The organism is Dyadobacter soli, assembly GCF_900101885.1.
GTDB classification, from domain to species: domain Bacteria; phylum Bacteroidota; class Bacteroidia; order Cytophagales; family Spirosomataceae; genus Dyadobacter; species Dyadobacter soli.
Map to the genome: position 1 here is coordinate 1 of NZ_FNAN01000031.1, position 23,810 is coordinate 23,810.

The window sequence follows — 23,810 nt, forward strand, 5'->3', positions numbered from 1 at the left end:
ATTTTCACGACTACAAAAGAAAAAATATACGGACTGACCAGGCTGGCTAAGTGGCACGAAAAGGTCAGGCAATCCGGCTTCAAATCATTCAATACCGTTGCCCGCTCGATTGAGAATCACTACAAGACCATTGTTAACTATTTTGATAACAGAAGCACCAATGCATCCGCTGAATCTTTCAATGCGAAGATCAAAGCGTTCAGGGCGCAGTTCAGAGGAGTCAGGAATGTAGAATTCTTCCTTTACCGCCTTACCCAGTTATATGCTTAATCCAAGGTGCTCCACAACATTTGGTCTTGATCCGTTATCTCCCTTTCATTGACGGCGTACACAAGGCGATGTTCCTGGTTGATCCTCCTCGACCAGAAGCCGGCCATATCGTACTTCAACTGCTCGGGCTGCCCGGTACCGGTGTACGGATGTTCAGTGAGCTCGTCAAGCAGTTTACGGAGTTTTATAAGCACAGGCTTGTTCCCTGACTTTTTCAGCTTTTCAATGCCTTCCAACGCCTTTTCAGTGAAAGCAAGCTGATAGCTCATAATCCCAGCAGTTGATCTAAATCCGCCTTGTTTACTTTTGTGGTTTTCCCGGCAAGGTACTGGTCTATTCCTTCCCTGATCTCGGCTACTACCTCAGGGTTCATGAAGTAACGGTCCTTATCACTTACCGGTGTCAGGGCGTAGGCTTTCCCTTTACCTCTTTGTATAATGACCTGCTGATTATTATCGGCAAGGTCCATATATTTTTTTTGATTGTCGCGGAATTCGCGGGAGCTGATCACGAGCATCGCTTTTCATTTTTTGTGTACCAATTTGATACACAATTTACACACAATTAAGTTCATTTCCCACGGCTAACACACCCTCACCGTCTCAATCCCCAGCAATTTCCCCAGCTTATCGATTTTGGAGCTGATATGCCCGATCCCTACCGCGCAATGGTGCGCCGGGCCGTGGCTGTTCCATTGCTCTGTAAAGCGTTTTGCACCGATCGGGAACCGGTACCGGCTGTTGGTATTCCCTATTTCCAGGATCGGCCCCGGCACAGATTCTCCTTCTGCTACCAGCAAAATCACCTTTCCTTCCACCGTTTCCACCACCGAAAGCAATGTTACCGGCCCGTGCGCTACGCTCATTTCCACCGAAAGGCCATTCCCGACCTTCCCATGGTAGACATACAGCGGCTTCACCTTCGTTTTTCCCTGCGCTATGGCGATATGGCCCGGCCCGTCGTGGCCCATCAGCACCACATCGTCTTTGAAATCCATCGCATAATACTCTGTAAATGAACCGCCAGCACCGAATGCATCCATGATTTTCATCGCCTGCGCGTTCTTCACCTCGTACTCGCCCGCTACCGGGATACCCCGCGCCGTGAGCAGCGAGTTACCGAGGATCACCGAGCTCATGGTATCTTCGTTTTGCGCGTTGCCCGTGCCTTTGTGGTAGTAGGCCATGGAGCCCAGTTGGTGTATTTCAACCAGTTTTTCCAAAGCGGCTGCCGTCCGCGCAGCCCGCTGTAATTCATATTCGGAGCAGTCGTCCTGGATATCGAATGTGGTTTGAAAAGCGCCGATCATCGCATTCACCTCCGCATCGGAAACCGATTCGCGGAGGGCTGAAAGCTCGTCCACCTCGATGATTTCAACATGCCCGCCGAATGTGGCGGATTGCAGGGTAAGGTTGGAATAAATGTCGAGCATGCCGCCGTAGTAGTTACCCATCACGCCCAGGCGGTTGTGCGCCATCGTGTGCGCCACATTTGCCGCTTCAACCCATTCGCGGGCTTGCTGCCACACCTCGGGGTCGTCGTGCAAGGTGCCGGTGATCTGGTAAAACGGAATGCGCGAGCGGCGGAACACGTTGGCGATCTCGGGTACCGGGCACGCCGAGCAATAAGCCAGCCACTCGCCCGTCATGCGCGTGCGATCGCCCAATGCATTGAACCATTGGTAATCGATCGCAGGCTCCGGGGCCAGGTTCAGTACGATGACCGGCACTTTCGCCCGCGATACCACCGGAAGCACGGTCGACGATAATGCGTAGGTGGTCACGTACAGGAAAATCAGGTCCACATCTTCCCTGCGGAACGTGTGCCCCGCTGCCAATGCCTTTTCCGGCGTGTCGATCAGTCCAAGGTTGACGATTTCGGCGCCATAACCGCCCAGTCGCTCGGCCACCACATCAACGTAGCCTTTCAACCTCGCTTCAAGTCCTTCGAATTGTGCCCAATATGCCTCCAAACCAATGCCGAAGAGGCCGACTCGCAGGTTGTATTCAGATTGTCGTGCCATATTCATTTCAAAATTGTTGCCCTTCAAAAAAGCGACAATTCGGTAGTCTTACTCATGGAATGTGTAAACCTGACACCATCAATGTAGTCTAAAAAAATAGCCGCTGGTAGCCCTGCGATCCAATTTTCGTTGCGGCAGAGCGTTTCTATGCTGAATTTCGCCCTGCATTTAATTAAAAAGCCAGCACCCATGAAACGATATCTGATGGCCCTCACCCTCCTGATCGGCGCTGTTTCCTGCGAATGGATCGGCAATACGCCGAGTTTTGGGGACGATTTTATTACCTACGATATCAAAAAAGGGAACCACGAAGTCGAGCGTAACCTGAACACCCCGTTCACTGCCTCGTCCATGCGGTTCCAGGCCGTATTCGACAGCAGCTGCGTTTACCAAACGACGGTACCCGAAAACCAGAACGATATCAACAAGCTGTACGGCTTCTCCGATTGCAGCTCGCAGCATCAGAACAACAGTGCCCGCTTCGGCTGGAACTGGCGCGAGGGCGCATTGCGTATTTACGCATACATATATGTGAACGGCGTGCGCCAGGAGCGCGAGCTCGGGACAGCGGAACTGAACGAAATAGCCAGCTTCCGGATCGATATCCGCGAAAATACCTACGTTTTTACTTACAAAGGCATTGAAACCGCGATGCCCCGCCATTGCTCCGGCGGCGTGGGCATTGCTTATAAACTGCTTCCCTATTTCGGCGGCGACGAGGTTGCGCCGCAAGACATCCGCATTAAAATCAGGAATTTATAGTATTAATGTAAACAGTAATGGACTCCGGCGCGACGCTCAATGCACCCGCCCCGGCCAGCGCCGGCATTTCCTGGATCCCATTCCAGGCCGGGTCCGACGACGCGATCAGCTTGTGCCATTGAAGGTGTTCAAACGGCAGCAATACCTCTTGCGGCGATTTGGAGAAGTTCAGAAAAGCCACCAAATGCTGCCTGCCCCACACCCGTTGAACGGTTATCAACTCTTTTTCCTCAAAAACCTCGGCCGACAAGCCGTCGCGGTCGCATTCGTGCAGCACTGCCTCACTTTTCCGCAACGCAATCCATTTGCGGTAGTAATGCAGCATTGTCCGGTGCGGCTGCTGATCGATGAGCGCCCATTGCGGTTTTGAGTTTTCAAACGTCGAAATTGCTACCGGATCGGGGGCTTCGCCTTCGAGGTGGAATGCGGCAAACTCGCTTTTCCGGCCTTTTCGAACAGCTTCGGCCAGTTCTTCTTCGGTGTGGCTTACGAAATACTGGAACGGATTCGGCTCTGCCCATTCTTCCCCCATAAAAAGCAAGGGTATAAAAGGGCTCACGAACACGGTTCCCGCCAGCAGCTTCTGCATTTCGAAACTCACCAGCTGGCTCGTGCGCTCGCCCAGCATACGGTTGCCGATATGGTCGTGGTTTTGGGAAAAAACAATGAATTGCTGCCCCGGAATGCCATCGGCTTTCACACCAAACTTCCGCTTCCGGTGATCGGAATAAATGCCGTCGAACACATAAGCATCCCGTAACGACTTTGCCAGCGAAGCAACTCCTTCGAAATCAGAATAGTACCCACTTCGCTCCTGGCCCGAACTTACGCGCAATGCGTGGTGGAACTCGTCTATCCACTGCGCATGCATTCCATAACCGCCTGCTTCGATGGGTTTTACAAAACGCGTATCGTTCAGATCCATTTCAACGATCAGGTAATGCTCCTTACCAGTCCCGCGGGCTAGCATATCTACCTGCTGCCTGATTTCCTGCAAAATATGCACCGGCCCAAAATCCTTGATCGCATGCACCGCATCGAGGCGTAGGGCGTCGATATGGAAATCGCGGAACCACATCAGCGCATTTTGCACAAAGTAATGGCGCACGGCATCCGACCAGGCATCATCGAAATTGATCGCATCGCCCCAGGGCGTATGGTATTTATCGGTGAAATAATGTCCGAAATGGCTCAGCACATTCCCTTCCGGCCCGAGGTGGTTGTACACCATGTCCAGCACCACTGCAATGCCTTTTTTATGACATGCATTGACCAGCCGCTGCAACGCCTCCGGCCCGCCGTAGGAATCCTGCACGCTGTACGGAAACACGCCATCATAGCCCCAGTTCCGCCCACCGGCGAATTGCGACAACGGCATTATTTCAATTGCATTCACTCCCAATGCCACCAGGTAATCGAGCTTCGCTTCCATGGCTTCGAACGTACCCTCAGGTGTAAACGTCCCGGTGTGAACTTCGTAAATAATGTAATCCTTCATCGCCGGGTTCTTCCAATTCCGGTCCGTCCATTGGAATTTCAGGACGTCGAATGCCTCCGACGGGGCGTGCACGCCTTCGGGCTGGTAAAGCGTTGCCGGATCGGGAAATGGTCCCTTGCGGTCGAGCAGGAAACCGTAGCGGTCGCCTGGCCATAATGCGCGGGTTTGCAATGTCCAGAAACCATAGTCCCTTTGTTCCAGGTCCAATGCATTACCTTCCTTCCCGAACTGTACCTGCACTTTCTCCGCTTTGGGCGCCCACAAGAGCACTTGCGCCTCACCATCCTCGCTGAATGTGATGCCTGGCCGCATCGCCAGTAAATCCTCGTAATTCATATTTTCTGTTCTTCCAAAGCATGTCTGAATACCACTACCGAACGGCTGTCCACCGAGAAACTATCACCCGGATTGAGCACCTGGCCGTCGTCGCTTACGCAGGCGTCGGCGGTGTCTATCACTTTTCGCCATTCGCTACCGTACTTTTCGGGCGGCAGCGTGTACTCGACGGGCTCGTAATGCGCATTGAAAATAATGTAAAAGCTGTCGTCGTAAATAGGCTTTCCTTTCGGGTCCATGTGCCTGATCCCTTTTCCATTCAAAAAAATACCCAGCGACTTCGCATAATCGTGGTTCCAGTTCTCATCGGGCATTTCCTCGCCGTTAGGCAAAAACCAGGCAATATCTTCCAGGCCGATGCCTTTGATCGGCATTCCGCGGAACCAGTGCTTGCGCCGAAACGTGGGATGCGCCTTACAAAACGTGATCAGTTTTTGGGTAAATGCCAGCAGCTTTTCATCTACTTTGTCCCAATTCAACCAGGAAATCTCATTATCCTGGCAATAGGCATTGTTATTACCATCCTGCGAGCGGCCCCATTCGTCGCCGGCAACGAGCATGGGTACGCCTTGTGAAAGGAATAAGGTGGTAAGAAAATTGCGCTTCTGCTTGTCGCGCAGCGCGATCACTTCTTCATTCTCCGTCGGCCCCTCCTCGCCGCAATTCCAGGAGCGGTTATGGCTCTCACCGTCGCGGTTTTCCTCCCCGTTTTCATCATTACGCTTCTCATTATACGAAACCAGGTCGTTCAATGTGAAACCGTCGTGGGCGGTGATGAAGTTAATACTTGCGGTAGGAAAGCGGTCCTCACCTTTGTATAAATCGGAGCTGCCGGTAAATCGCTCGGCGAACTCGGCGAGCATACTATCGGCCCCGCGCCAGTAGTCGCGCATGCAATCGCGGTAGCGGCCGTTCCATTCCGCCCAGCCGATCGGAAACTTCCCTACCTGGTACCCGTCGAAGCCAATATCCCAGGGCTCTGCGATGAGTTTCACCTGCGATATGACAGGGTCCTGGTGGATAATGTCGAAGAATGCGCTCAGTCTGTCCACCTCGTGCAGCTCGCGCGCAAGCGTAGAAGCGAGGTCGAAACGGAACCCGTCCACATGCATTTCGGTGATCCAATAGCGAAGGCTGTCCATAATGAGCCGCAGCACGCTGGGAAGCCTGGCGTTCAACGTATTACCTGTACCGGTATAATCCATATAGTAGCGGCCGTCCATCAGCCGGTAATAGGCCATATTGTCGATCCCGCGGAACGACAGCGTCGGCCCGAGTTGGTTTCCCTCGCCGGTATGGTTGTACACGACGTCCAGGATCACTTCGATACCGGCCTTATGCAGCTCTTTCACCATATTTTTAAACTCCTTCACCTGCTCTCCATGTGTCCCGGAGCTACTGTACCGGACGTCCGGCGCAAAAAAGCCGATGGAATTATAGCCCCAGTAATTGGAAAGGCCGCGCTCGCGAAGATGCCGGTCGGAAATGAAATGGTGCACAGGCATAAGCTCTACTGCATTGATACCCAGCTTCTTCAAATACGCAATGCTCGCCGGGTGCGCCAATCCCGCATAAGTACCACGAATCGCTTCGGGCACATCGGGATGCAGGCAGCTGAACCCTTTTACATGCAATTCATAAATTACGGTATCATGGTAGGGAATCTCGGGGGCAGTTACACCTTCCCAGTCGAACAAATGGTCGACGACCACCGATTTGGGAATGTAAGGCGCGCTGTCGAGCTCGCTGAAACTCAGGTCTTCTTCCGGGTCGCCGATATTATAGCCAAACAGCGCGTCATGCCATTGCACGGTGCCTGAAATGGATTTCGCGTAAGGATCGATGAGCAGTTTATGGGGATTGAATCGCAGTCCGACAGTCGGTTCGTAAGGCCCGTGCACGCGATAGCCGTACAATTGCCCGGGTTTAAGACCGGGAACGTACGCATGCCACACGTGATGCGATACTTCCTTGATTTGTATTTTAATGTGTTCGGTAATAGCCTCAGGGCTGTCGAACAGGCATAATTCCACACCTGTGGCATTCTCGGAATACAGCGCAAAATTCACCCCTTTGCCGTCCCAGGTCGCCCCCAACGGATATGGTTCGCCCGGAAACACCTTTACACTGCTCTCCTGGGATTGATCTACAAGTTTTTTATTGGCAATCTTCTTCATATCAGTCGGTTTGAGTTTGCACCACCCTTTTTTCAGCCCATTCACACAGCCAAATTCCATGCGGTTTTAAGAAGTACTTTGTCGAAAAAACTGGCGTTAGAACACGTTTTGATACAAAATTATGCCAACGGCGTTCGCACACACCCGGGAAGAAATTCCCCAAACACGTGCGGGTATAATTTTTGTATGGAAAGCTTACTACACACATGGTAACACTTGTACACACACTAAAAGAATTTTGTGTTACAGCAAGCCGGCCGTATATGCGTTCCGTTTACGGATACTGTGCTGATCCAGAACCCGATAAGTGCCTATTTTACCCGAAACCATGATCCTTATTGTCGACGACAGGCCGGAAAATATTTTACCGCTTAAAAAAATCCTGGAACTCCACAATTTCAAAACCGATACCGCGGAATCGGGCGAGGAAGCATTGAAAAAAGTGCTTAAAACGACCTACTCGGTGATCATTCTCGATGTACAAATGCCGGGTATGGACGGCTTCGAGGTGGCTGAGGCCATTGCCGGATTCGGGAAAGCACGGGACACCCCGATCATCTTCCTTTCGGCGGTTAATACGGAAAAAAAATTCATTACAAGAGGCTATACCTCAGGTGGTATCGATTACCTGACCAAGCCCGTCGATCCTGATATACTGCTACTGAAAGTCAAGACTTTTTACCGGCTTTTCGAGCAGCAGCAGGAGCTCAAAGCCATCCAGGAATCACTCAGGCAGGAGATCGACATCCGCAAGCACGCGCAGGAAGAACTTGCCGCGCGCATGGACGAACTTCGTTTCATACTGGAATCGCTGCCCCAGATCGCATTCACGATCCGGACCGACGGGAAGATCGAATATGTGAACAAGCATTGGTTCCAATACGCCGCCGACGCGCATTCATTCCCCGAAACACATCCCGACGATCATACTTACGACCGCTGGACCGAGCATTTCCTCAACGGACTGGAATTTTCGGGCGAAGCGCGGCTGAAACAGCTCGATTCGGACGAGTACAAATATTTTTTGCTTAAAATAATCCCGGTACTGCAACACGGTGCCATTGTCCGCTGGGTGGGCACATTTACGGACATTCACCAGCAGAAAATGGCGAACGAATTGCTCGAACACAAAGTGGAGCTTCGTACCAAGGAGCTCGTCGATAAAAATTCGGAACTGGAAACAACCAACCACGAATTACAGCAGTTTGCCTGGGTGGTATCGCACGATTTGAAAGAGCCGCTTCGCAAGATCCAGACATTCAGCCATTTAATTAAAGATAAATACCTGACGGGCAATGACGAGGCCGTCTCCTACCTGAACCGTTCGATCAGCTCTTCGGCACGTATGTCTCGGCTGATCAGCGATTTGCTAGATTATTCCCGCCTTTCCGTAACCGCGCATTTCCAGCCCACCAACCTGAATGCGCTGGTGGACGAGCTCCTGGCCGATTTCGACGAGACGATCCGCGAGAAAAAGGCCGCTATCCGCAAAGATCAGCTGCCCGTGGTGGAGACCATCCCGAGCCAGATCCGACAGGTATTTCAGAACCTGATCAGCAATGCATTGAAATTTTCGAGGCCCGACGTCCCGCCGGTAATCGATATCCGTTGCGAGGTGATCGATCACAAGGACGTTTCCGGCTCGGTATCGGCCGACGGCCCTTATTGCAGGATTACCATCGCCGACAACGGCATCGGATTCGACGAGAAGTTCCTCGACCGGATTTTCGTCATCTTCCAACGGCTCAACAACATCAACGCCTACGAAGGAACCGGCATCGGGCTGGCGATCGCCAAGAAGATCATGGACAAGCATAACGGGCTCATTTCCGCCCGAAGCACCGAAAACCAGGGTTCCGAATTCATTCTCATACTTCCGTTTGTGCAGGAAAATGCATTCACGGCCATTAAAACCGACATTTAGCTGAGGCATTTTTATGAAGAAAGTTTCCAATTCGATCGTTCAGCAATTACAGATCGTTTTCTCCTTCTCCATTCTGCTCCTGTTTTTCAGCCTTCTGGCGTCGTATTACAGCACGCAGAAACTGATCAACAATTCGGAGCTCGTCAACCACACGAATGAAGTCCTTATCCAGGCCGAGGCGATCATTTCGCACATGAAAGATGCCGAAACCGGCCAGCGGGGCTACCTGATCACCGCCGACGAGCAATTCCTCTCCCCTTACGAAGGCGCATACGAGAAAACCACCGACAGCTACAACAAGCTCCTGGAACTGACTGCCGACAACCCGGTGCAGCAAAAGAACCTGCGCGAGGTGAAAGCGCTTTACGAGGCAAAATTCGGCCAGATGCAGAACATCATCGATATGGCCAAAAAGAATTCCAATTTCGTGGAAGATACCGATGCGCGGTCGCGGGAAATGGTGCGGGGGAAAAAGATCATGGACGACCTCCGGCTCAGCACCGACCGCATCAAGGAAGAGGAAAGTACCCGGCTTACCGAACGGCTCGAACAACAACAGATTTACATTAAATACACGCCCATCCTGCTCGTTGCGGCCGCGCTGATCTCGATACTGATCACGATATCCTCGTACATGCGCATTCGAACGGACATCGGCAAGCGCATAGAGCAACAGCAACTGGACGAGGAAAAGTATGCCGACACGAACCGCCGCATCGGCCATATCGAACAGGTTACGCAACGGGTTTCGGAAGGCGATTATGCGACCCGCAGCCAGGATGACACAGACGACGAACTGGGCCGGATTTCTGTGGCTCTGAATAAAATGGCCAGCTCGCTGGAACAGACATTCAACGATCTGAGCATTCAGAACTGGTTGCAGGCCGGAGATGTGCAGATTAACGACGCCATCCGAGGTGAACGGGTGTTGAAAAAGCTCTCGGCGAAACTCATTAACACCCTCACTGCCTATTCCGGGGCGACTCTCGGCACCATTTACATTCTCGACACCGACTGGAATTTCCGCCTTACCGGCACTTTCGCCGCGCAAAATGCGCCCGAAACCGTTGTAGCCAGCGAAGGATTGTGCGGGCAGGTGATCGAAACGAAAAAGCCGGTGCTCGTGCGCGACATTCCCGCGAATTACCTTAAAATATCGTCCAGCCTGGGAGAAACCAGCCCCGCAGCGCTCGCGATCCTCCCGCTCGTGTACTCGTACGAGTGCATAGGCGTGATCGAACTCGGCTTTTTGAAAAATCCGGACGAATTGACCATGCGTTTCCTCGAAGAAAACCTGGAAACGATGGCCAGCGGCATTAATTCGGCATTGGATTATGTGAAACTGCAAAACTTCCTGGAAGAAACACAAGCGCAGGCGGAGGAGCTGCAAACACAGCATAACGAGCTGGAAAACCTGAATGCGGAGCTGGAAGCGCAATCGCATAAGTTGCAGGCATCGGAAGAAGAGTTGCGGGTGCAGCAGGAAGAATTGCAGCAAACCAATGAAGAACTGGAAGAGCGGAGCGGGCTATTGGAAGAAAAAAACATTGAAATACAGAAAAAGGCGGAGGAACTGGAACTGACCACCCGGTACAAATCCGAATTCCTCGCGAATATGTCGCACGAGCTGCGGACGCCGCTGAACTCGATCCTGCTGCTGAGCCGCCTGCTCGCAGAAAACGACGACAAAAACCTCACTGGCGAGCAAATCGAATATGCGACGGTGATACAATCGTCGGGTAACGGGCTGCTGGGCCTGATCGACGAAATCCTCGACCTCTCTAAAATCGAGGCGGGTAAAATGGAGCTGGATTATGTGACGGTGTCTGTGAAAGAGGTTTGCGATGATATGAAAGGCCTTTTCACCCCGATAGCGCGGGAAAAGGGGCTCGAATTTTCGGTAAACATCGTCAATGGCGTGCCACCGGTGATCGAGACGGACAAAATGCGGATGGAGCAGATCCTGAAAAACCTGGTTTCCAATGCCTTGAAGTTCACCGCGGAAGGCTCGGTCGATATTACCGTGAAACTGAACGACGGCAATGATAAGATGCTTTGCTTCGTCGTGCGCGATACGGGCATAGGCGTGGCGCCTGAAAAGCAGCACCACATTTTCGAGGCATTCCAGCAGGCGGATGGTTCGACGAAGCGCAAATATGGTGGTACGGGGCTCGGGTTATCGATCAGCCGGGAACTGGCCAAGCTGCTGGGCGGGGAGATATCGCTCACGAGCGTCGTCGGCCAGGGCAGTGAATTCACGCTTTTTGTACCTCTAAAAGCTTCCTACGTCAGTCCGGAACCGGATACAACCAATTTCTTCGGGAGTTTCCAGGAAGAAAACGTCGCCAAAGCGGCTCCTGCCGTGCAAAGCAAATTTATCAGTACCGTCATTCCCGAGAGCATTCCCGATGACCGTTCCACTGTGACCGAAGACGTGAAAACGATCCTGATCATCGAAGACGATACATTTTTTGCCAAATCGCTCCTCGACTACACCCGTAAACAGGGCTACAAGGGCATTGTGGCCGTGCGCGGCGACGAAGGGCTGGAACTGGCACGGACGTTCCGGCCAATGGGCATTCTGCTCGACATTCAGCTGCCCGTCGTCAGTGGCTGGGAGGTAATGGACCAGCTCAAAAGCGACCCCGAAACGCGGCATATCCCGGTACACATCATGTCGTCGCACCGGATGAAGAACGAGAGCTTGCAAAAAGGCGCGGTCGACTTCATCGATAAGCCGGTGGCGATCGAGAAAATGGACGAGATTTTCCGGAAAATCGAATATGTAATCAGCAAGAAATCGAAGAAAGTACTGATCGTCGAAGACAACTCGATGCACGCGAAAGCATTGGCCTACTACCTGGGCACTTTCGACATTCATTCGGAGCTGAAAAGCGATATCAGGGACGGCATCAGCACGCTCTCCAACAACGAGGCCGACTGCGTGATCCTCGATATGGGCATTCCCGACAAAAAGGCTTACGATATGCTAGAAGAGGCCAAAAAGAACCCCGGTTTCGAGCATGTACCGATCATTATTTTCACCGGAAAAAGCCTTTCAATGACGGAAGAGTTGCGGATCAAGCAATATGCCGATTCGATCATCGTCAAAACCGCGCATTCCTACCAGCGTATGCTCGACGAGGTGTCGTTGTTCCTGCATGTCGTGGAAGAGAACAAGAAAAATGCACGCAAAAGCGGCGATGTGCGTAAGCTCGGCGGGTTGGGTGAAATTTTGAATAACAAAACCGTACTGATAGCCGACGACGACGTGCGGAACATTTTCTCCCTTTCCAAATCATTGGAAAACTATAAAATGAATGTCCTCACGGCCCTGGACGGCAAGGAAGCGTTGCAAAAACTAAGCGAAAACCCCGAGGTGGACGTGGTGCTGCTGGATATGATGATGCCGCAAATGGACGGCTACGAAACCGCCAAGCGCATTCGCGAAAACCCGCAATGGCGTAACCTGCCGGTGATTGCCGTGACCGCCAAAGCCATGACCGGCGACCGCGAAAAATGCATTAATGCGGGGGCTTCTGACTATATTACCAAGCCCGTGGATATCGACCAGCTGATGTCGCTCCTCCGCGTATGGCTTTACGAAAAATCCTGACCCTCATAATGGAAAAGAAGAAAATCATGATCGTCGACGACGACGCCCGGAATATTTTCGCGCTCAAAGCGACCCTCAAAGCGAAAGGTTTTGAGTGCATTTCCTGCTCCGCGGCAACGGAGGCGCTGGATATCCTGCGCACCGATGCACCCGTGGATGCCGTGCTGATCGATATGATGATGCCTGAAATGGATGGGTACGAAGCGATTCCGCTCATCAAAGACCTGGATAACAGGCATTCGGTACCGGTGATCGCCGTTACTGCGCAGGCGATGGTGGGCGACCGCGAGAAGTGCCTCGACGCCGGTGCCAACGATTACATCTCCAAACCGATCGATGTCGACAAACTTTTGAAGATTCTTAACGGCATCTGACTCCATGATTGAAGAGGAAGACATCGACCTTTTGCTGAGTGACCTGTTCGATTTGTACGGATACGATTTCACGCGGTACTCGCGCGCTTCGCTGAAACGCCGGGTGGTGCGGCTCTGCTCGCTCGACAAGTTCCCGAGCTTCGCCGAACTCCGCTACCGGGTGCGGAACGACCCTACTTATCTTAAACGGTTTGTGGAGGAAGTGACGGTGAATGTGACGGAAATGTTCCGCGACCCGGCTTTTTATCAATCCCTGCGCGAGGAAGTGCTGCCCGTGCTCGGTACCAAGCCTTTTATCCGCATCTGGCACGCGGGTTGCTCTACGGGCGAGGAGGTGTATTCGATGGCGATCCTGCTCAAAGAAGCCAATTTGCTCAGGCGCTCGCTGCTGTACGCGACCGACCTGAATCCCAGCGTGCTGGAAAAAGTGCGCAAAGGCATATTTCCGCTGGCCCTGATGAAGCAGTATTCCGAAAGCTACATCGCGTCGGGCGGGGCGCAGGATTTTTCGAGCTACTATACGGCGCAATATGGCCAGGCCAAGTTCAACAACGAGCTATCGGAAAAGATTATCATTTCGACGCATAACCTCGTTTCAGACAGTTCCTTCAATGAATTTGACCTGATCCTGTGCCGCAATGTGCTGATTTACTTTGACAAGGACTTGCAGGACAGGGTGCTTAAACTCTTCGATGCGAGTCTTGGAGCATTGGGTTACCTTGCATTAGGTACCAAGGAGACATTGAAATTCTCGGCTGTACAAAACAAGTTCAAGCAGCTGAACCGGGAAAAAATATGGAAGAAAATCATCTGAACCATACTTGTGAATTCCTGTTGATCGGCGGCTCGGCGGGGAGCCTGGAAGTGCTGTTCCGGCTGCTCCCGCTGCTCCGCGGCGATTTGCCGTTTCCGATGGCGCTGGTGCTGCACCGGCGTAATTCCACCGATTCGTCATTGTCTCACCTGCTAGGCTCCAAGACTTTGAACCCGACGCACGAGGTGGAGGACAAGGAACCCGCTACCCCCGGGACGATCTACCTCGCTCCTGCGGATTACCACTTGCTCATCGAGCACGACCGCACATTTTCACTCGATTATTCCGAGAAAATCAATTTCAGCCGCCCCAGCATCGACGTCACGTTCGAATCGGCGGCGGAGGTTTACGGATCGGGGCTTGTGGCGATATTGCTTTCGGGCGCAAACGAGGATGGTACCAGCGGCCTCACAGCCGTAAAAAAGGCCGGCGGCACGGCCATCGTACAAAATCCCGACACCGCGCAAATGCCTTTCATGCCGCATTACGCGCTCACCCACCTGCCCATCGATCACGTCTTCGACACCATACAAATGGCCTCTTTCATCAACTCGCTGGCATAATTTTTAGCAGCGACCGTTGATTTCTACCATAAAAGCAGGATTCAGTCTTTCTTTTTAACCGGGTTAATGAGGAGATTTGTATACAGTTTAAAACAGTAAGATCATGGCAAAGCCCAATAAACTATACAGCGTTTTATTCAATAAATGCCCCCAATGCGGCGAGGGCGACTTTTTTATTACTAAAAGTGCCTATAACCTCCGTAATTTTGATAAAATGAACCGTCACTGCCCGAACTGTGGTGCCGACTTCGTGCCCGAGCCAGGCTTTTATCAGGGCGCATTGTATATCAGCTATGCACTTTACGTGGCGTTCATGGTGATTTACTTCCTGATATTCGTGAATTTATTCAGGGAATACCTCGATTACTTCCTCGCAAGCATCATCCCGATCCTCGTGATCCTGACGCCGCTCTTTTACCGCATGGCACGCCGGACCTGGCTTGCATTGTTTATCAAGCCGGTTTCTACCAAGGAGCACGCATAACGCATTTACAGTGCCGGGCTCTTCCGGAAATCTTCCGGCGTCATGCCGGTTTCTTTCCGGAAGAACTTGGTGAAATAGGAGTTGTCGTTGAAATTCAGCTTGTAAGCGATTTCAGAAACGGTCAGGTCGAGGTTGATCAGCAGCCTTTTGGCCTCCAAAACGATCCGGTTGCGGATCAGCTCGCCCGCCTGCATTCCCACATGCTCTTTACACAATGCATTCAGGTGGTTGGGCGTAACATTCAGCATTTCAGCATATTGTCCCGGAAGCCTCAGCCGGTCGTAGTTCTTATCGATCAGCCGGATGAAATTCCGTACTGTCGCATTCTTCCCTTTTTCAGCATTCTTTTTCCGGTCGACCGAATCGCTTTGTTCGATGATCAGGAAAATTTGAATTAGTAAAACCCGCACCATATCGTCGCGCCAGGCGGTTGCGCGGGCATTTTGGCTGAGTAACTCTTCAAACAATCCGCAAATCTGCCCGCGAATGCCTTCCGCGAGCATGAGCACATTGTTGCTGCTATCCTGATCGAGGAACGAAAACGAATCTAGGTACTCGGGTTGCAGGAGGAAGGATTTGAAAAACGAATCCGAAAAATTGACAACGTAACCTTCCATTTGATCATTGAAATCCCACGTATGCACCTGCCCCGGAATCATAAAATAAACCTGGTACGGGGAAGCCTGGAAATGGTGGAAATCAATGGTATGCCGGCCAGCGCCTTCGGTAAAAAGTACCAGGTGGTAAAAGCTGTGCCGGTGCGGAAAAACGAGGCTTTGGTGCTCGTGGACATAATCCGAAAACCGGGCGATCATAATGTGGTCCTCGCGGTATTCGGAGAGCGGGCCGATGTCGAGCCGTGGAAATGAACCGTGCATGGGATACTGAAATTGGGTCAGAGCCGGCAATTTAATGGATATTCGTGATTTGACACCTGTTCTGTATCTTGCGGATGTTTCCTAAAACATTCTTTTCCCATGTGGAAAGCCCTCGCATTGTTTTTCGCGCTGGTACTGCTCGTTGCCGCATCCCGGCAACAGGAAATCGGTGTGGAGCATTGCACCAAACTTTTCCTTACCGATGCCCTGGCCTTCGCCGGGAATGTAAGGGAAATGAGGGTTGCTATCGGACAAATCGATTCTACCGATGCCAATAGCATTGCGAACGCGAAGGAAAAGCTGAAAAACGCGCGCCTCGCTTACAAGCGCATCGCCTATTTCCTCGACTACTTCTTCTTCACTTCTTCCCGCATTTACAACCGGCCTCCCAAGACGGAGATCGAAGAACCGCACCTCGAATATGGGGAACCGATGGGCTTGCAATACCTCGAAGCGCTGCTTTTTGATAACCCCGGTGGCAACAAAGCCGAAATGCTCCGGCAATGCCGGTTTATGGAAACGGCCGCGGACGACCTGCCTGCATTACTTTACAATTTCAAGGCAACCGACGCACAAATACTGGAAAGCGTACGCCTTGAACTTGTCCGGGTGATGACACTCAGCATTTCCGGCTTCGACGCGCCTTCGCTGAAAAGCGGGCTCAAAGAAGCGCTTGCATCCCTGGAAGCGATCGATGAGGTCTTGAAACCTTACATGAAACATTCAAAAGACGATATTGTCTGGAAATGGCTTGTTTCGTGCGAAGTATACCTGGCAAAAAGCAACAATTTTGACACGTTCGACCGCCTCGATTTCCTGACGAGCTACGCGTTGCCGTTACAGGAGCGGATAGGCAATATGATCCGTGGAATGGGGCTTGAAATCAATGAGAAAGGAACTTTGAATTATAATGCCAAAAACATTTTCCGTCCCGATGCATTTGCAAAAACCGCATTCGGCGGCAGTGCGAATACCGATCCCGCATTGGCTGAGTTGGGTGAAAAACTTTTCTTCGAAACGCGCCTGTCTTCCAACGGTACCCGCAGCTGCGCTTCCTGCCATAATCCCGCATTGCATTTTACCGATGGGTTGCCCAAAAGCATCGGTATCCACCCCGGCCAGGCCGTGCGGCGTAATGCGCCTTCCTTAATCTATAGTGCATTCCAACACGCGCAGTTCTGGGACGGGCGCGCGAGGACGCTGGAAGAACAGATCCGCACCGTAATCCACGACAGCCTGGAAATGAATGGCAAACCAGCGGAAATGGTCCGGAAATTCGCGAAGGAACGGCCCTACCGGCGCCTGATCAAAAAAATAGACCCGAATCGGAAGACGTTAACCGACACGATTATTTATAAGGCCATTGCAGCCTACGTGCGCACATTACAGCCGTTTAGCTCGGATTTCGACCGGTATATTGCAGGCAACAAATCCGCATTAACCGATCGTCAGGTAATTGGCTTTAACCTTTTCATGGGCAAGGCGCAATGCGGTACCTGCCATTTTGCTCCGCTTTTCAACGGACTGATCCCGCCCACGTACACGCTCACGGAGTTTGAAATACTGGGTACAACGGCGTCTGACGACTTGGTTCACCCCAAAACAGACCCCGATCAGGGCCGGTTTGAAGCCCGCCCTACCCCCTATTTTCGCGGGGCATTCAAAACCCCGACCGTCCGGAATGCCGCCGTCACCGCGCCCTACATGCACAACGGCGCATTGGGAAGTCTGGAAAAAGTGATGGAGTTCTATGACAAAGGCGGGGGCGCCGGCCTGGGGCTCGATATTCCCGACCAGACACTGCCTTCCATACCGCTTAATCTTTCGGATGAGGAAAAGTCCGACATTATTGCCTTTTTACATTCGCTTACCGACCATTTATGAAAACATATCTACTCACCTTCCTGACATTCTTCTCCTTTATCGCAGCCCATGCGCAAGGAACGCTCCTGCGCGGGCCATACCTGCAAGTAGCCACGCCTACCAGCATTATCATCCGCTGGCGTACCGACCAGCCTTCCAATTCGATGGTAAAAGTGGGCAGCAGCTCGCAGTCGCTCGACAAGACTTTTACCGACAATGCTGCCACCACCGAACATGAAGTGAAGGTAACAGGCCTGCAAGCGGAGACGCGGTATTATTATTCGATCGGCTCCCAAACCGCCGTTTTACAGACAGGTGACCACAACTTTTTCCAGACTGCGGCCGTGGCAGGCAAGCCGGGAAAATACCGCTTCGGCCTGCTGGGCGACTGCGGCACGAATTCGGTGATCCAGGACGATGTACGGGCCCGACTGATGGAATACCTAGGCGGTAACTATATGAATGCCTGGCTATTGCTCGGCGACAATGCGTATTCTTTTGGCCGCGATGCCGAGTACCAGTCCAATTTTTTCAATCGTTACAAGGATAACCTGCTCAAACAATATCCGCTCTTCCCTTCGCCCGGCAACCACGATTACGACAACGACAATCCGGCGCGCCAGGACGACCACAAGATTCCGTATTACGATGTTTTCACCATGCCTACCCAGGGTGAGGCGGGTGGTGAGCCGTCCGGTACCGAATCATTCTATTCATTCGATTACGGCAATGTGCATTTCCTCTCGCTCGATTCTTATGGCCGCGAAGACAATGCAACACGGCTTTACGACACGCTCGGCAAGCAAGTACAATGGATCAAAAAAGACCTCGCGGCCAATCAAAACAAGGATTGGGTAGTGGCTTACTGGCATCACCCACCCTATTCAAAAGGTTCGCGCGAGTCGGACGGTGATCCTGAAATGGCCGCTATCCGCCAGAACTTCATCCGCATTCTCGAACGCATGGGCGTAGACCTCATCGTGTGCGGGCACAGCCACGTGTACGAGCGCTCGCGCCTCATGGGCGGGCATTACGGGAATAGTAGCACGTTCGACGCCTCTAAACACGTCGTCGACCTATCCTCGGCGCGGTACGACGGTTCCGATAATTCTTGCCCCTACATTAAAAACAGCCCGCAAAGCCGCGGTACGGTGTACGTCGTGGCCGGTTCCGGCGGGCAGCTAGGTAACCCCAAACCCGATTTCCCCCACAAAGCCATGTACCACTCCGACGCCGAACACGGCGGGAGCCTCATGCTGGAAGTGGAAGGCAACCGACTGGATTTGAAATGGATAGCCGCCGACGGCGTGATCCGCGACAAGTTCACAATGGAAAAAGGCGTGAATAAAGAAACGACGCACGAGATCGCCCGTAATCAGTCGGTGGAGCTGAAAGCGTCGTTTGTGGGTGACTATGTTTGGACTGACGGCTCAAAAAACCGCACACTCACAGTGCAGCCGGCACAGAGTACCGACTATACCGTGAAAGATGCGCAAAATTGCATTCAGGACGTTTTTCATGTGAAAGTGACCACACCCAAGCCTGATCCGGCCAAGTTGATAAGTCTCACAACCGAACGGGATAATAAAAATTCAGTGACCGTTAAATGGACTAGCGAAACGGAGGCAGAATTATCACATTATTCCGTCCAGCGTTCGGACGATGCCCGGAACTTCGCCGAAATAGGAAAAGTAACAGGAGGCCCCAACTCACAGCAACGAAAGGACTACGTATTTGTGGATACCCAGAGTCAAAGTTTGCCGGTTAACGACACCTATTACTACCGCCTGGCTATGAATGCCTTGGATGGACGGATTATTTATTCCCGTATCGTTGCCATTGTGCTACCGGACCCGGTGCTCGCCGCCGAACCCAATATATCCCTCGACATCGAGATCATCCCGAACCCGTCGTCAGCCAGCCAAATGCAAATCCGCACAACAGGGCAAACGACGCAGATGGCGGAACTGACGCTTACCGACGTTTCGGGGAGGACATTGGATAACCGGAAATTGACGATCAGCCAGACACCCGCCGCATTCCTGCCCAGCCAGCTCACAACCGGCATTTACTTTTTGAAAGTGAGCATTAATGGCAGGAGCGCGGTCAAAAAGCTGGCGATCCAGTAAGGCATTATTTCTTCACAAATCTGCAGGAATGTACCGAGCCGTCTGCATAAGCAACTTTGGCGACGTACATTCCGCCCGGCAAATGGCTCGTATCGATCGTCGCGGGCTCCGGTAACTGCATCGTATTCAACGATTTGATTATGACACGTTTACCGGCAGCATTGTACAAGGCGATCTCGCGGATTGTTCCGTTTGTCGGGCGAACGATCAGGCTCGCGGCCACGGGATTAGGATAGATTTCAAGTACCGGAAGATCATCGAACCGCACCGCCTGAATGCTGCTGAATGCGTAGCTCTTGTCCCGGTCGACCATTTTAAGACGATACAAATTGCTTCCTTTCAATGGATTAGCATGGGTAAAAGTATAGCTTTTTACCACGGTGCTTTCTCCCGCCGCCGCTTTTTTACCTACCACCACCCAGGACTTACCGTTGCTGTTACTGTGTTGTATTTCAAAATAATCGCTGTTCGTTTCCGCGCTCGTCGACCATTCGAGTAGCGCCGTTTGTCCTTCCTTTTTAGCCGTAAAGGCGATCAATGTGACCGGAAGCTGAGCGCAGGCGGCATCCACCGCCGCGCGGTCCAGGCAGTCGCCGAGGTTGTTTTCGATCAATACCAGCTCTACCGGTTTGTTTTTAAGTATATCACAAAATTTGACCGTAGCGCAGGTTTCGAGCAATATATTGTCGGCGATGGTAATCGTACCGCCGATGGTTTGGAGACTGCTCAATCCATCCAGGCTTGCAAGCTGCAAGTCCTCGGCTATCAGCAAGCCCCCGCCAATGCTTTGCAAACCGGCCAGGCCATCGAGATTGGCCAGACTATCATTATAGGTTATTGATAAAGAATCGGTTATGGATGCAAGATTATCCAAACCAGCCAGCGATTTGAGACTGAAATTTGCCTCTATGAAAACGCGGTCGACGGTTGTAAGGCCGCTTAGCCCCTGCAAATCAGCCAGGGAATCGTTTACGGCAACCACCAGGGTACCGAGCGGGCCCAATGCTTGCAGGTTGCTTAGCCCCGAGAGGCTTTTCAGTGAAAAATTGTATAGCAGCATCAAGTCGCCGTCGATAGCCGTCAGGGCAGACAACCCGTCCAGGTTTTGCAATGAAAAGTTGAAGGCGATTTGAACACCCGCTTCCCCAACTGACGTCAGCCCATCCAGCCCGTCCAGATTTTCCAGCGCAGGATTAAACGTGATTACCATTTCACTGCCGAAGGACGGGACGCTCTGTAAACCGTTGAGATTAGGAAGCAACAGGTTATTAAACAGGTATAACCCACCACCGACGGAAGAAAGGTTGCTCAATGCCGAAATATCCGTGAGGGTGTCGGTATCGGCGATTGTCAAATGGCCGCCTATCGAAATCAGCTGGTCCAGCCCGCTCAGGCTTTCTAGCAACGGATTAAAGTCCAGGAAGAGCTCGCCGCCGATGGTAGTAAGCTGGTTCAGTCCTTGCAGGTTCACGAGGCTGTCGCTGAAATCAATAAAAGTACTGCCACCTACCGACGCCAGCCCGTTCAATCCCATCAGGTCCTTGATCGACAAGTTGTTCGTAATTTCCAGATCACCACCGAGTTGCGTGATATTTTCCAGCCCGGCCAGCGATGCCAGATTTACATTGAACCCGATGCGGAGCGACCCGTCGACGGCAACAATGCCAAGGTCGTCGATCGTTGTCAATGAATCCGTCGTGCCGAGGACAAACGAACCGCCTACCGCACCGATGTTACCGATCCCCGCGACGCTTTTAAGCGCCAGGTTTCCGTCGATGATCAGGTCACCGGGCACAATGTTCAAGCCTTCAAGCCCGGCTACGCTTTCCAGCGCCTCGTTGTCATATATTGCCACCACCGAGCCCACCGAAGAAACCGTGAGACTGCTGATCGATTTCAGCGAATCGCTTTGTGCGATCACGAGCGAATCGCCTACCGACACGATATTGCCTGCTCCCGCAATGTTTTTCAGCACTGCATTGGCATCGATCACCAGGCTGCCGGGCAACGTGGTAAGGCCGTCGAGGCCGGAAAGGTCTTCCAGTAACGGGTTACCATATATTCTCACCGAAGCTCCGACCGAAACGATATCCCCCAGACCGGCGAGGGTGGTCAGCGAATCATTGTTCCGCACTATAATGCTCCCTCCTACCGCGGATAGCGTACTCAGGGAGCTAAGATTCTTAATATCAACACCTTCTATGATCAGGTCACCTGGTAAATTAACGCAGCCGGGGTTGTTAGTAACAAAATCGTCCAGCGTGGCCTGGTCGTTAATGATGAGATCGGTTGGACATTGTGCCAATGCGGCAAACGGCAGCAGTGCTACCAGCAGAAGGTAGAATTTTTTCACAAAAGGAAGGGTTTGTGTTTACTAAAAGATTTTCAGGCGATTATAGCTAAAAACCTTTGAAACTCAAACCCTTCGGAGTAGTATTAGTTTTAAATCTTAAGCATCGGAACTAAGCCGCCTGCACATTTGCTCCGGGCTTTTTAAGGATCAATGCGGAAATGAGCGTTACCACCAGCCCTACCGGTAGTATCTCGGCATAGGTCCACAGGATAACCATAATAGGGCTTTGGTACATTTCCTTGTACCCAGCGAGCTCGGTCACCTTCGCTTCGAGCTCGGCCGCCGTAGGTCCTTCCGCCTGGAACTGTTTGAGCAAATGCGCGGTGTATTTGTCCATGAAATCGGGGATAAAAAGGTAATAGTCGATCAGCCACACGATCACATACACCGTCGACGCGACCAGCGTAATGTAGAGCCCTATTTTGAATGCTTTGCCAAACGAAACCGCGCCTCCGCTGTACTTGTCGCGGTAGTTTTTAATCCCTACAAAAACCATGGAAAAAGACAGCAGCATGGCCGCGTAACCAAGCAGCATATTGCCTTCGAACTCCTGTTTCTGGTAGCAAACCGCCATGGAAGCCACCATGAAAGTCGACACGAGCGCCCCTGAAATAATGCCGCAGATAACGATAATCCTGTTCATATCATTTTGATTTAAATATCCGGTAATGCTGCGAATTTGAAGCGTAATGGCCGTTTTCGAGTCATACTTTCGGGTGATTTTGTCTCAGGAGGTTGAATTTGTCGTCTGTTCTTGGTCAGGTGTGGTCAGGAATGGTTAAGAATTGTCATGTGGTCTCACGCAATAAGCCTGAGCCGCCGCGCACGCTCGACCGCCTGCGTACGGTTACGGACTTCGAGTTTTTCAAAAATCCGTGACGAATGCGTCTTCACCGTATTCAGCGATACGAACAGGCGCTCGGCGATCTCCTGGTTGCTCAGCCCTTCGGCCACCAGCTGCAACACTTCCAGCTCGCGCTGACTGATACCCAGCCGCAGCCGCTCCGGCTCGTTGACGGTGAACTCATCCCCCGCCGTCACATACACCTCCCGCTCCACGATGCGCGTCTCCACTTTGGGCGTAGTGAGCTTGTGCGCCAGCCAGATGCCGAGGCCGGTAAACAGCAGCGCTATCGCGCCTACGTAAATTTCAATGATATGATCGAGGATCAGGAACCGCAATTCGAACCACCTGAGCACAAAAAGCAACAAGGCAAGCGATACCCCGTAGAGCAACTCCTGCCTGTGTTTGTGGTAAAAATCGCTGATCGTTTTGGAAACCATTTGTAACCAGACTGTTGGTTTCCCAAAAATAAAGATTTTCGGCCAGCGACACAGCCTGCCACGGCGTTTTCCCTGAATGCTACTTGCTATGCCTCATAATGACGTCCTTCACGCCGTCGCAAAGGTTCTTGACCCGGTGGTAAGAATCGCGGCTGTTCTCGTCCTTGTCGATATAAACCATCAGCTCACCCGGTGACGACTCGACGGTCAGTTTAGTATGGTCGGACAAAACGGTAATGATTTTCGATTCCCGCTCGGGATCGATGCGTATCGGCGAAATGTGGTCATTGAGGAATTCCGCCACTTCCGGCGACAGGTCGTCATTGAAATGCGCCCTGAACCGGTAATGATCGTCATCGTCCTTCACGGCAATATTCACGTCACCACGGTTGCAGGCAACAAACATTGCCAGCATTGCAAATTGAGAGATAAGTAATGATTTCATTTTCATAGCTAAAATTG

At 52.0% G+C, this 23,810-nt stretch carries 20 protein-coding genes; 10 read left to right on the forward strand and 10 right to left on the reverse strand.

Translation table 11 applies throughout. The features are described from left to right. Positions 1 to 270, forward strand: a 270-nt coding sequence (locus BLQ88_RS34270; RefSeq protein ID WP_143017000.1) for a transposase, incomplete at its 5' end; no start/stop codon positions are given. On the opposite strand, the gene BLQ88_RS34275 is transcribed toward BLQ88_RS34270, so the two are convergent. From BLQ88_RS34275 to BLQ88_RS34285, 3 genes are all read right to left on the reverse strand, one after another. Beyond that, the gene (locus BLQ88_RS34275) at positions 267 to 539 is read right to left on the reverse strand and encodes a Txe/YoeB family addiction module toxin (protein ID WP_090157538.1); all 273 of its coding nucleotides are present in this window, start codon (positions 537 to 539) and stop codon (positions 267 to 269) included. The genes BLQ88_RS34270 and BLQ88_RS34275 overlap by 4 nt on opposite strands. After that, positions 536 to 787, reverse strand: coding sequence for a type II toxin-antitoxin system Phd/YefM family antitoxin (locus BLQ88_RS34280; protein ID WP_090157539.1), 252 nt, complete (start codon positions 785 to 787; stop codon positions 536 to 538). The genes BLQ88_RS34275 and BLQ88_RS34280 overlap by 4 nt, the downstream gene beginning before the upstream one ends. A 66-nt stretch (positions 788 to 853) precedes the next feature. Further along, complete coding sequence (locus BLQ88_RS34285) at positions 854 to 2,293, reverse strand: arabinose isomerase (protein WP_090157582.1); 1,440 nt, start codon at positions 2,291 to 2,293, stop codon at positions 854 to 856. Positions 2,294 to 2,482: 189 nt separating this feature from the next. Here BLQ88_RS34285 and BLQ88_RS34290 point away from each other — a divergent pair, with 189 nt between their 5' ends. Further along, complete coding sequence (locus BLQ88_RS34290; RefSeq protein WP_090157583.1) at positions 2,483 to 3,055, forward strand: hypothetical protein; 573 nt, start codon at positions 2,483 to 2,485, stop codon at positions 3,053 to 3,055. Here the strand turns inward: BLQ88_RS34290 and treZ are convergent. Both treZ and glgX read right to left on the reverse strand, forming a co-directional pair. Beyond that, positions 3,042 to 4,889 (reverse strand): malto-oligosyltrehalose trehalohydrolase, encoded by a 1,848-nt coding sequence (gene treZ, locus BLQ88_RS34295; RefSeq protein ID WP_090157540.1) that lies wholly within the window; start codon positions 4,887 to 4,889, stop codon positions 3,042 to 3,044. The two genes, BLQ88_RS34290 and treZ, sit on opposite strands and share 14 nt — an antisense overlap. Next, positions 4,886 to 7,066, reverse strand: a complete 2,181-nt coding sequence (gene glgX, locus BLQ88_RS34300) for a glycogen debranching protein GlgX (protein ID WP_090157584.1) — start codon at positions 7,064 to 7,066, stop codon at positions 4,886 to 4,888. Before glgX ends, treZ begins: the two co-directional genes overlap by 4 nt. Before the next feature lie 328 nt (positions 7,067 to 7,394). On the opposite strand from glgX, the gene BLQ88_RS34305 reads away from it, so the two are divergent. From BLQ88_RS34305 to BLQ88_RS34330, 6 genes are all read left to right on the forward strand, one after another. Next, positions 7,395 to 8,990, forward strand: coding sequence for a response regulator (locus BLQ88_RS34305; protein WP_090157541.1), 1,596 nt, complete (start codon positions 7,395 to 7,397; stop codon positions 8,988 to 8,990). 13 nt (positions 8,991 to 9,003) lie between these two features. Beyond that, complete coding sequence (locus BLQ88_RS34310; protein ID WP_090157542.1) at positions 9,004 to 12,606, forward strand: response regulator; 3,603 nt, start codon at positions 9,004 to 9,006, stop codon at positions 12,604 to 12,606. A gap of 8 nt (positions 12,607 to 12,614) precedes the next feature. Continuing rightward, positions 12,615 to 12,980, forward strand: a complete 366-nt coding sequence (locus BLQ88_RS34315) for a response regulator (RefSeq protein ID WP_090157543.1) — start codon at positions 12,615 to 12,617, stop codon at positions 12,978 to 12,980. Between the two features lie 4 nt (positions 12,981 to 12,984). Next, complete coding sequence (locus tag BLQ88_RS34320) at positions 12,985 to 13,794, forward strand: CheR family methyltransferase (RefSeq protein WP_090157544.1); 810 nt, start codon at positions 12,985 to 12,987, stop codon at positions 13,792 to 13,794. Then, entirely contained in the window at positions 13,776 to 14,357 is a 582-nt protein-coding gene (locus BLQ88_RS34325) for a chemotaxis protein CheB (RefSeq protein WP_090157545.1), read from the forward strand. Before BLQ88_RS34320 ends, BLQ88_RS34325 begins: the two co-directional genes overlap by 19 nt. Positions 14,358 to 14,460: 103 nt before the next feature. Then, on the forward strand, positions 14,461 to 14,841 hold the full coding sequence (locus tag BLQ88_RS34330; RefSeq protein WP_090157546.1) for a DUF983 domain-containing protein: 381 nt from the start codon (positions 14,461 to 14,463) through the stop codon (positions 14,839 to 14,841). A gap of 5 nt (positions 14,842 to 14,846) precedes the next feature. Here BLQ88_RS34330 and BLQ88_RS34335 read toward each other — a convergent pair whose 3' ends face one another. Then, complete coding sequence (locus BLQ88_RS34335) at positions 14,847 to 15,719, reverse strand: AraC family transcriptional regulator (protein ID WP_090157547.1); 873 nt, start codon at positions 15,717 to 15,719, stop codon at positions 14,847 to 14,849. A gap of 99 nt (positions 15,720 to 15,818) precedes the next feature. Here BLQ88_RS34335 and BLQ88_RS34340 point away from each other — a divergent pair, with 99 nt between their 5' ends. Together BLQ88_RS34340 and BLQ88_RS34345 are read left to right on the forward strand one after the other, a co-directional pair. Beyond that, on the forward strand, positions 15,819 to 17,603 hold the full coding sequence (locus tag BLQ88_RS34340; RefSeq protein WP_090157548.1) for a cytochrome-c peroxidase: 1,785 nt from the start codon (positions 15,819 to 15,821) through the stop codon (positions 17,601 to 17,603). Next, the gene (locus tag BLQ88_RS34345; RefSeq protein WP_090157549.1) at positions 17,600 to 19,711 is read left to right on the forward strand and encodes a metallophosphoesterase; all 2,112 of its coding nucleotides are present in this window, start codon (positions 17,600 to 17,602) and stop codon (positions 19,709 to 19,711) included. The genes BLQ88_RS34340 and BLQ88_RS34345 overlap by 4 nt, the downstream gene beginning before the upstream one ends. Before the next feature lie 4 nt (positions 19,712 to 19,715). Here BLQ88_RS34345 and BLQ88_RS34350 read toward each other — a convergent pair whose 3' ends face one another. The 4 genes from BLQ88_RS34350 to BLQ88_RS34365 all read right to left on the reverse strand — a co-directional run bounded on the left by BLQ88_RS34350 (position 19,716) and on the right by BLQ88_RS34365 (position 23,793). Next, positions 19,716 to 22,064 (reverse strand): T9SS type A sorting domain-containing protein, encoded by a 2,349-nt coding sequence (locus BLQ88_RS34350; protein ID WP_090157550.1) that lies wholly within the window; start codon positions 22,062 to 22,064, stop codon positions 19,716 to 19,718. Positions 22,065 to 22,173: 109 nt separating this feature from the next. Further along, positions 22,174 to 22,707, reverse strand: coding sequence for a DUF4199 domain-containing protein (locus tag BLQ88_RS34355; RefSeq protein WP_090157551.1), 534 nt, complete (start codon positions 22,705 to 22,707; stop codon positions 22,174 to 22,176). Between the two features lie 155 nt (positions 22,708 to 22,862). Then, a complete protein-coding gene (locus BLQ88_RS37470; RefSeq protein ID WP_090157552.1) occupies positions 22,863 to 23,348 on the reverse strand; it encodes a helix-turn-helix transcriptional regulator in 486 nt (161 codons plus the stop codon). Positions 23,349 to 23,427: 79 nt separating this feature from the next. Then, positions 23,428 to 23,793 carry a hypothetical protein gene (locus tag BLQ88_RS34365; RefSeq protein ID WP_229212980.1) on the reverse strand — a complete coding sequence of 122 codons (366 nt, stop codon included), beginning with the start codon at positions 23,791 to 23,793 and terminating at the stop codon, positions 23,428 to 23,430. Between the last annotated feature and the right edge of the window lie 17 nt (positions 23,794 to 23,810).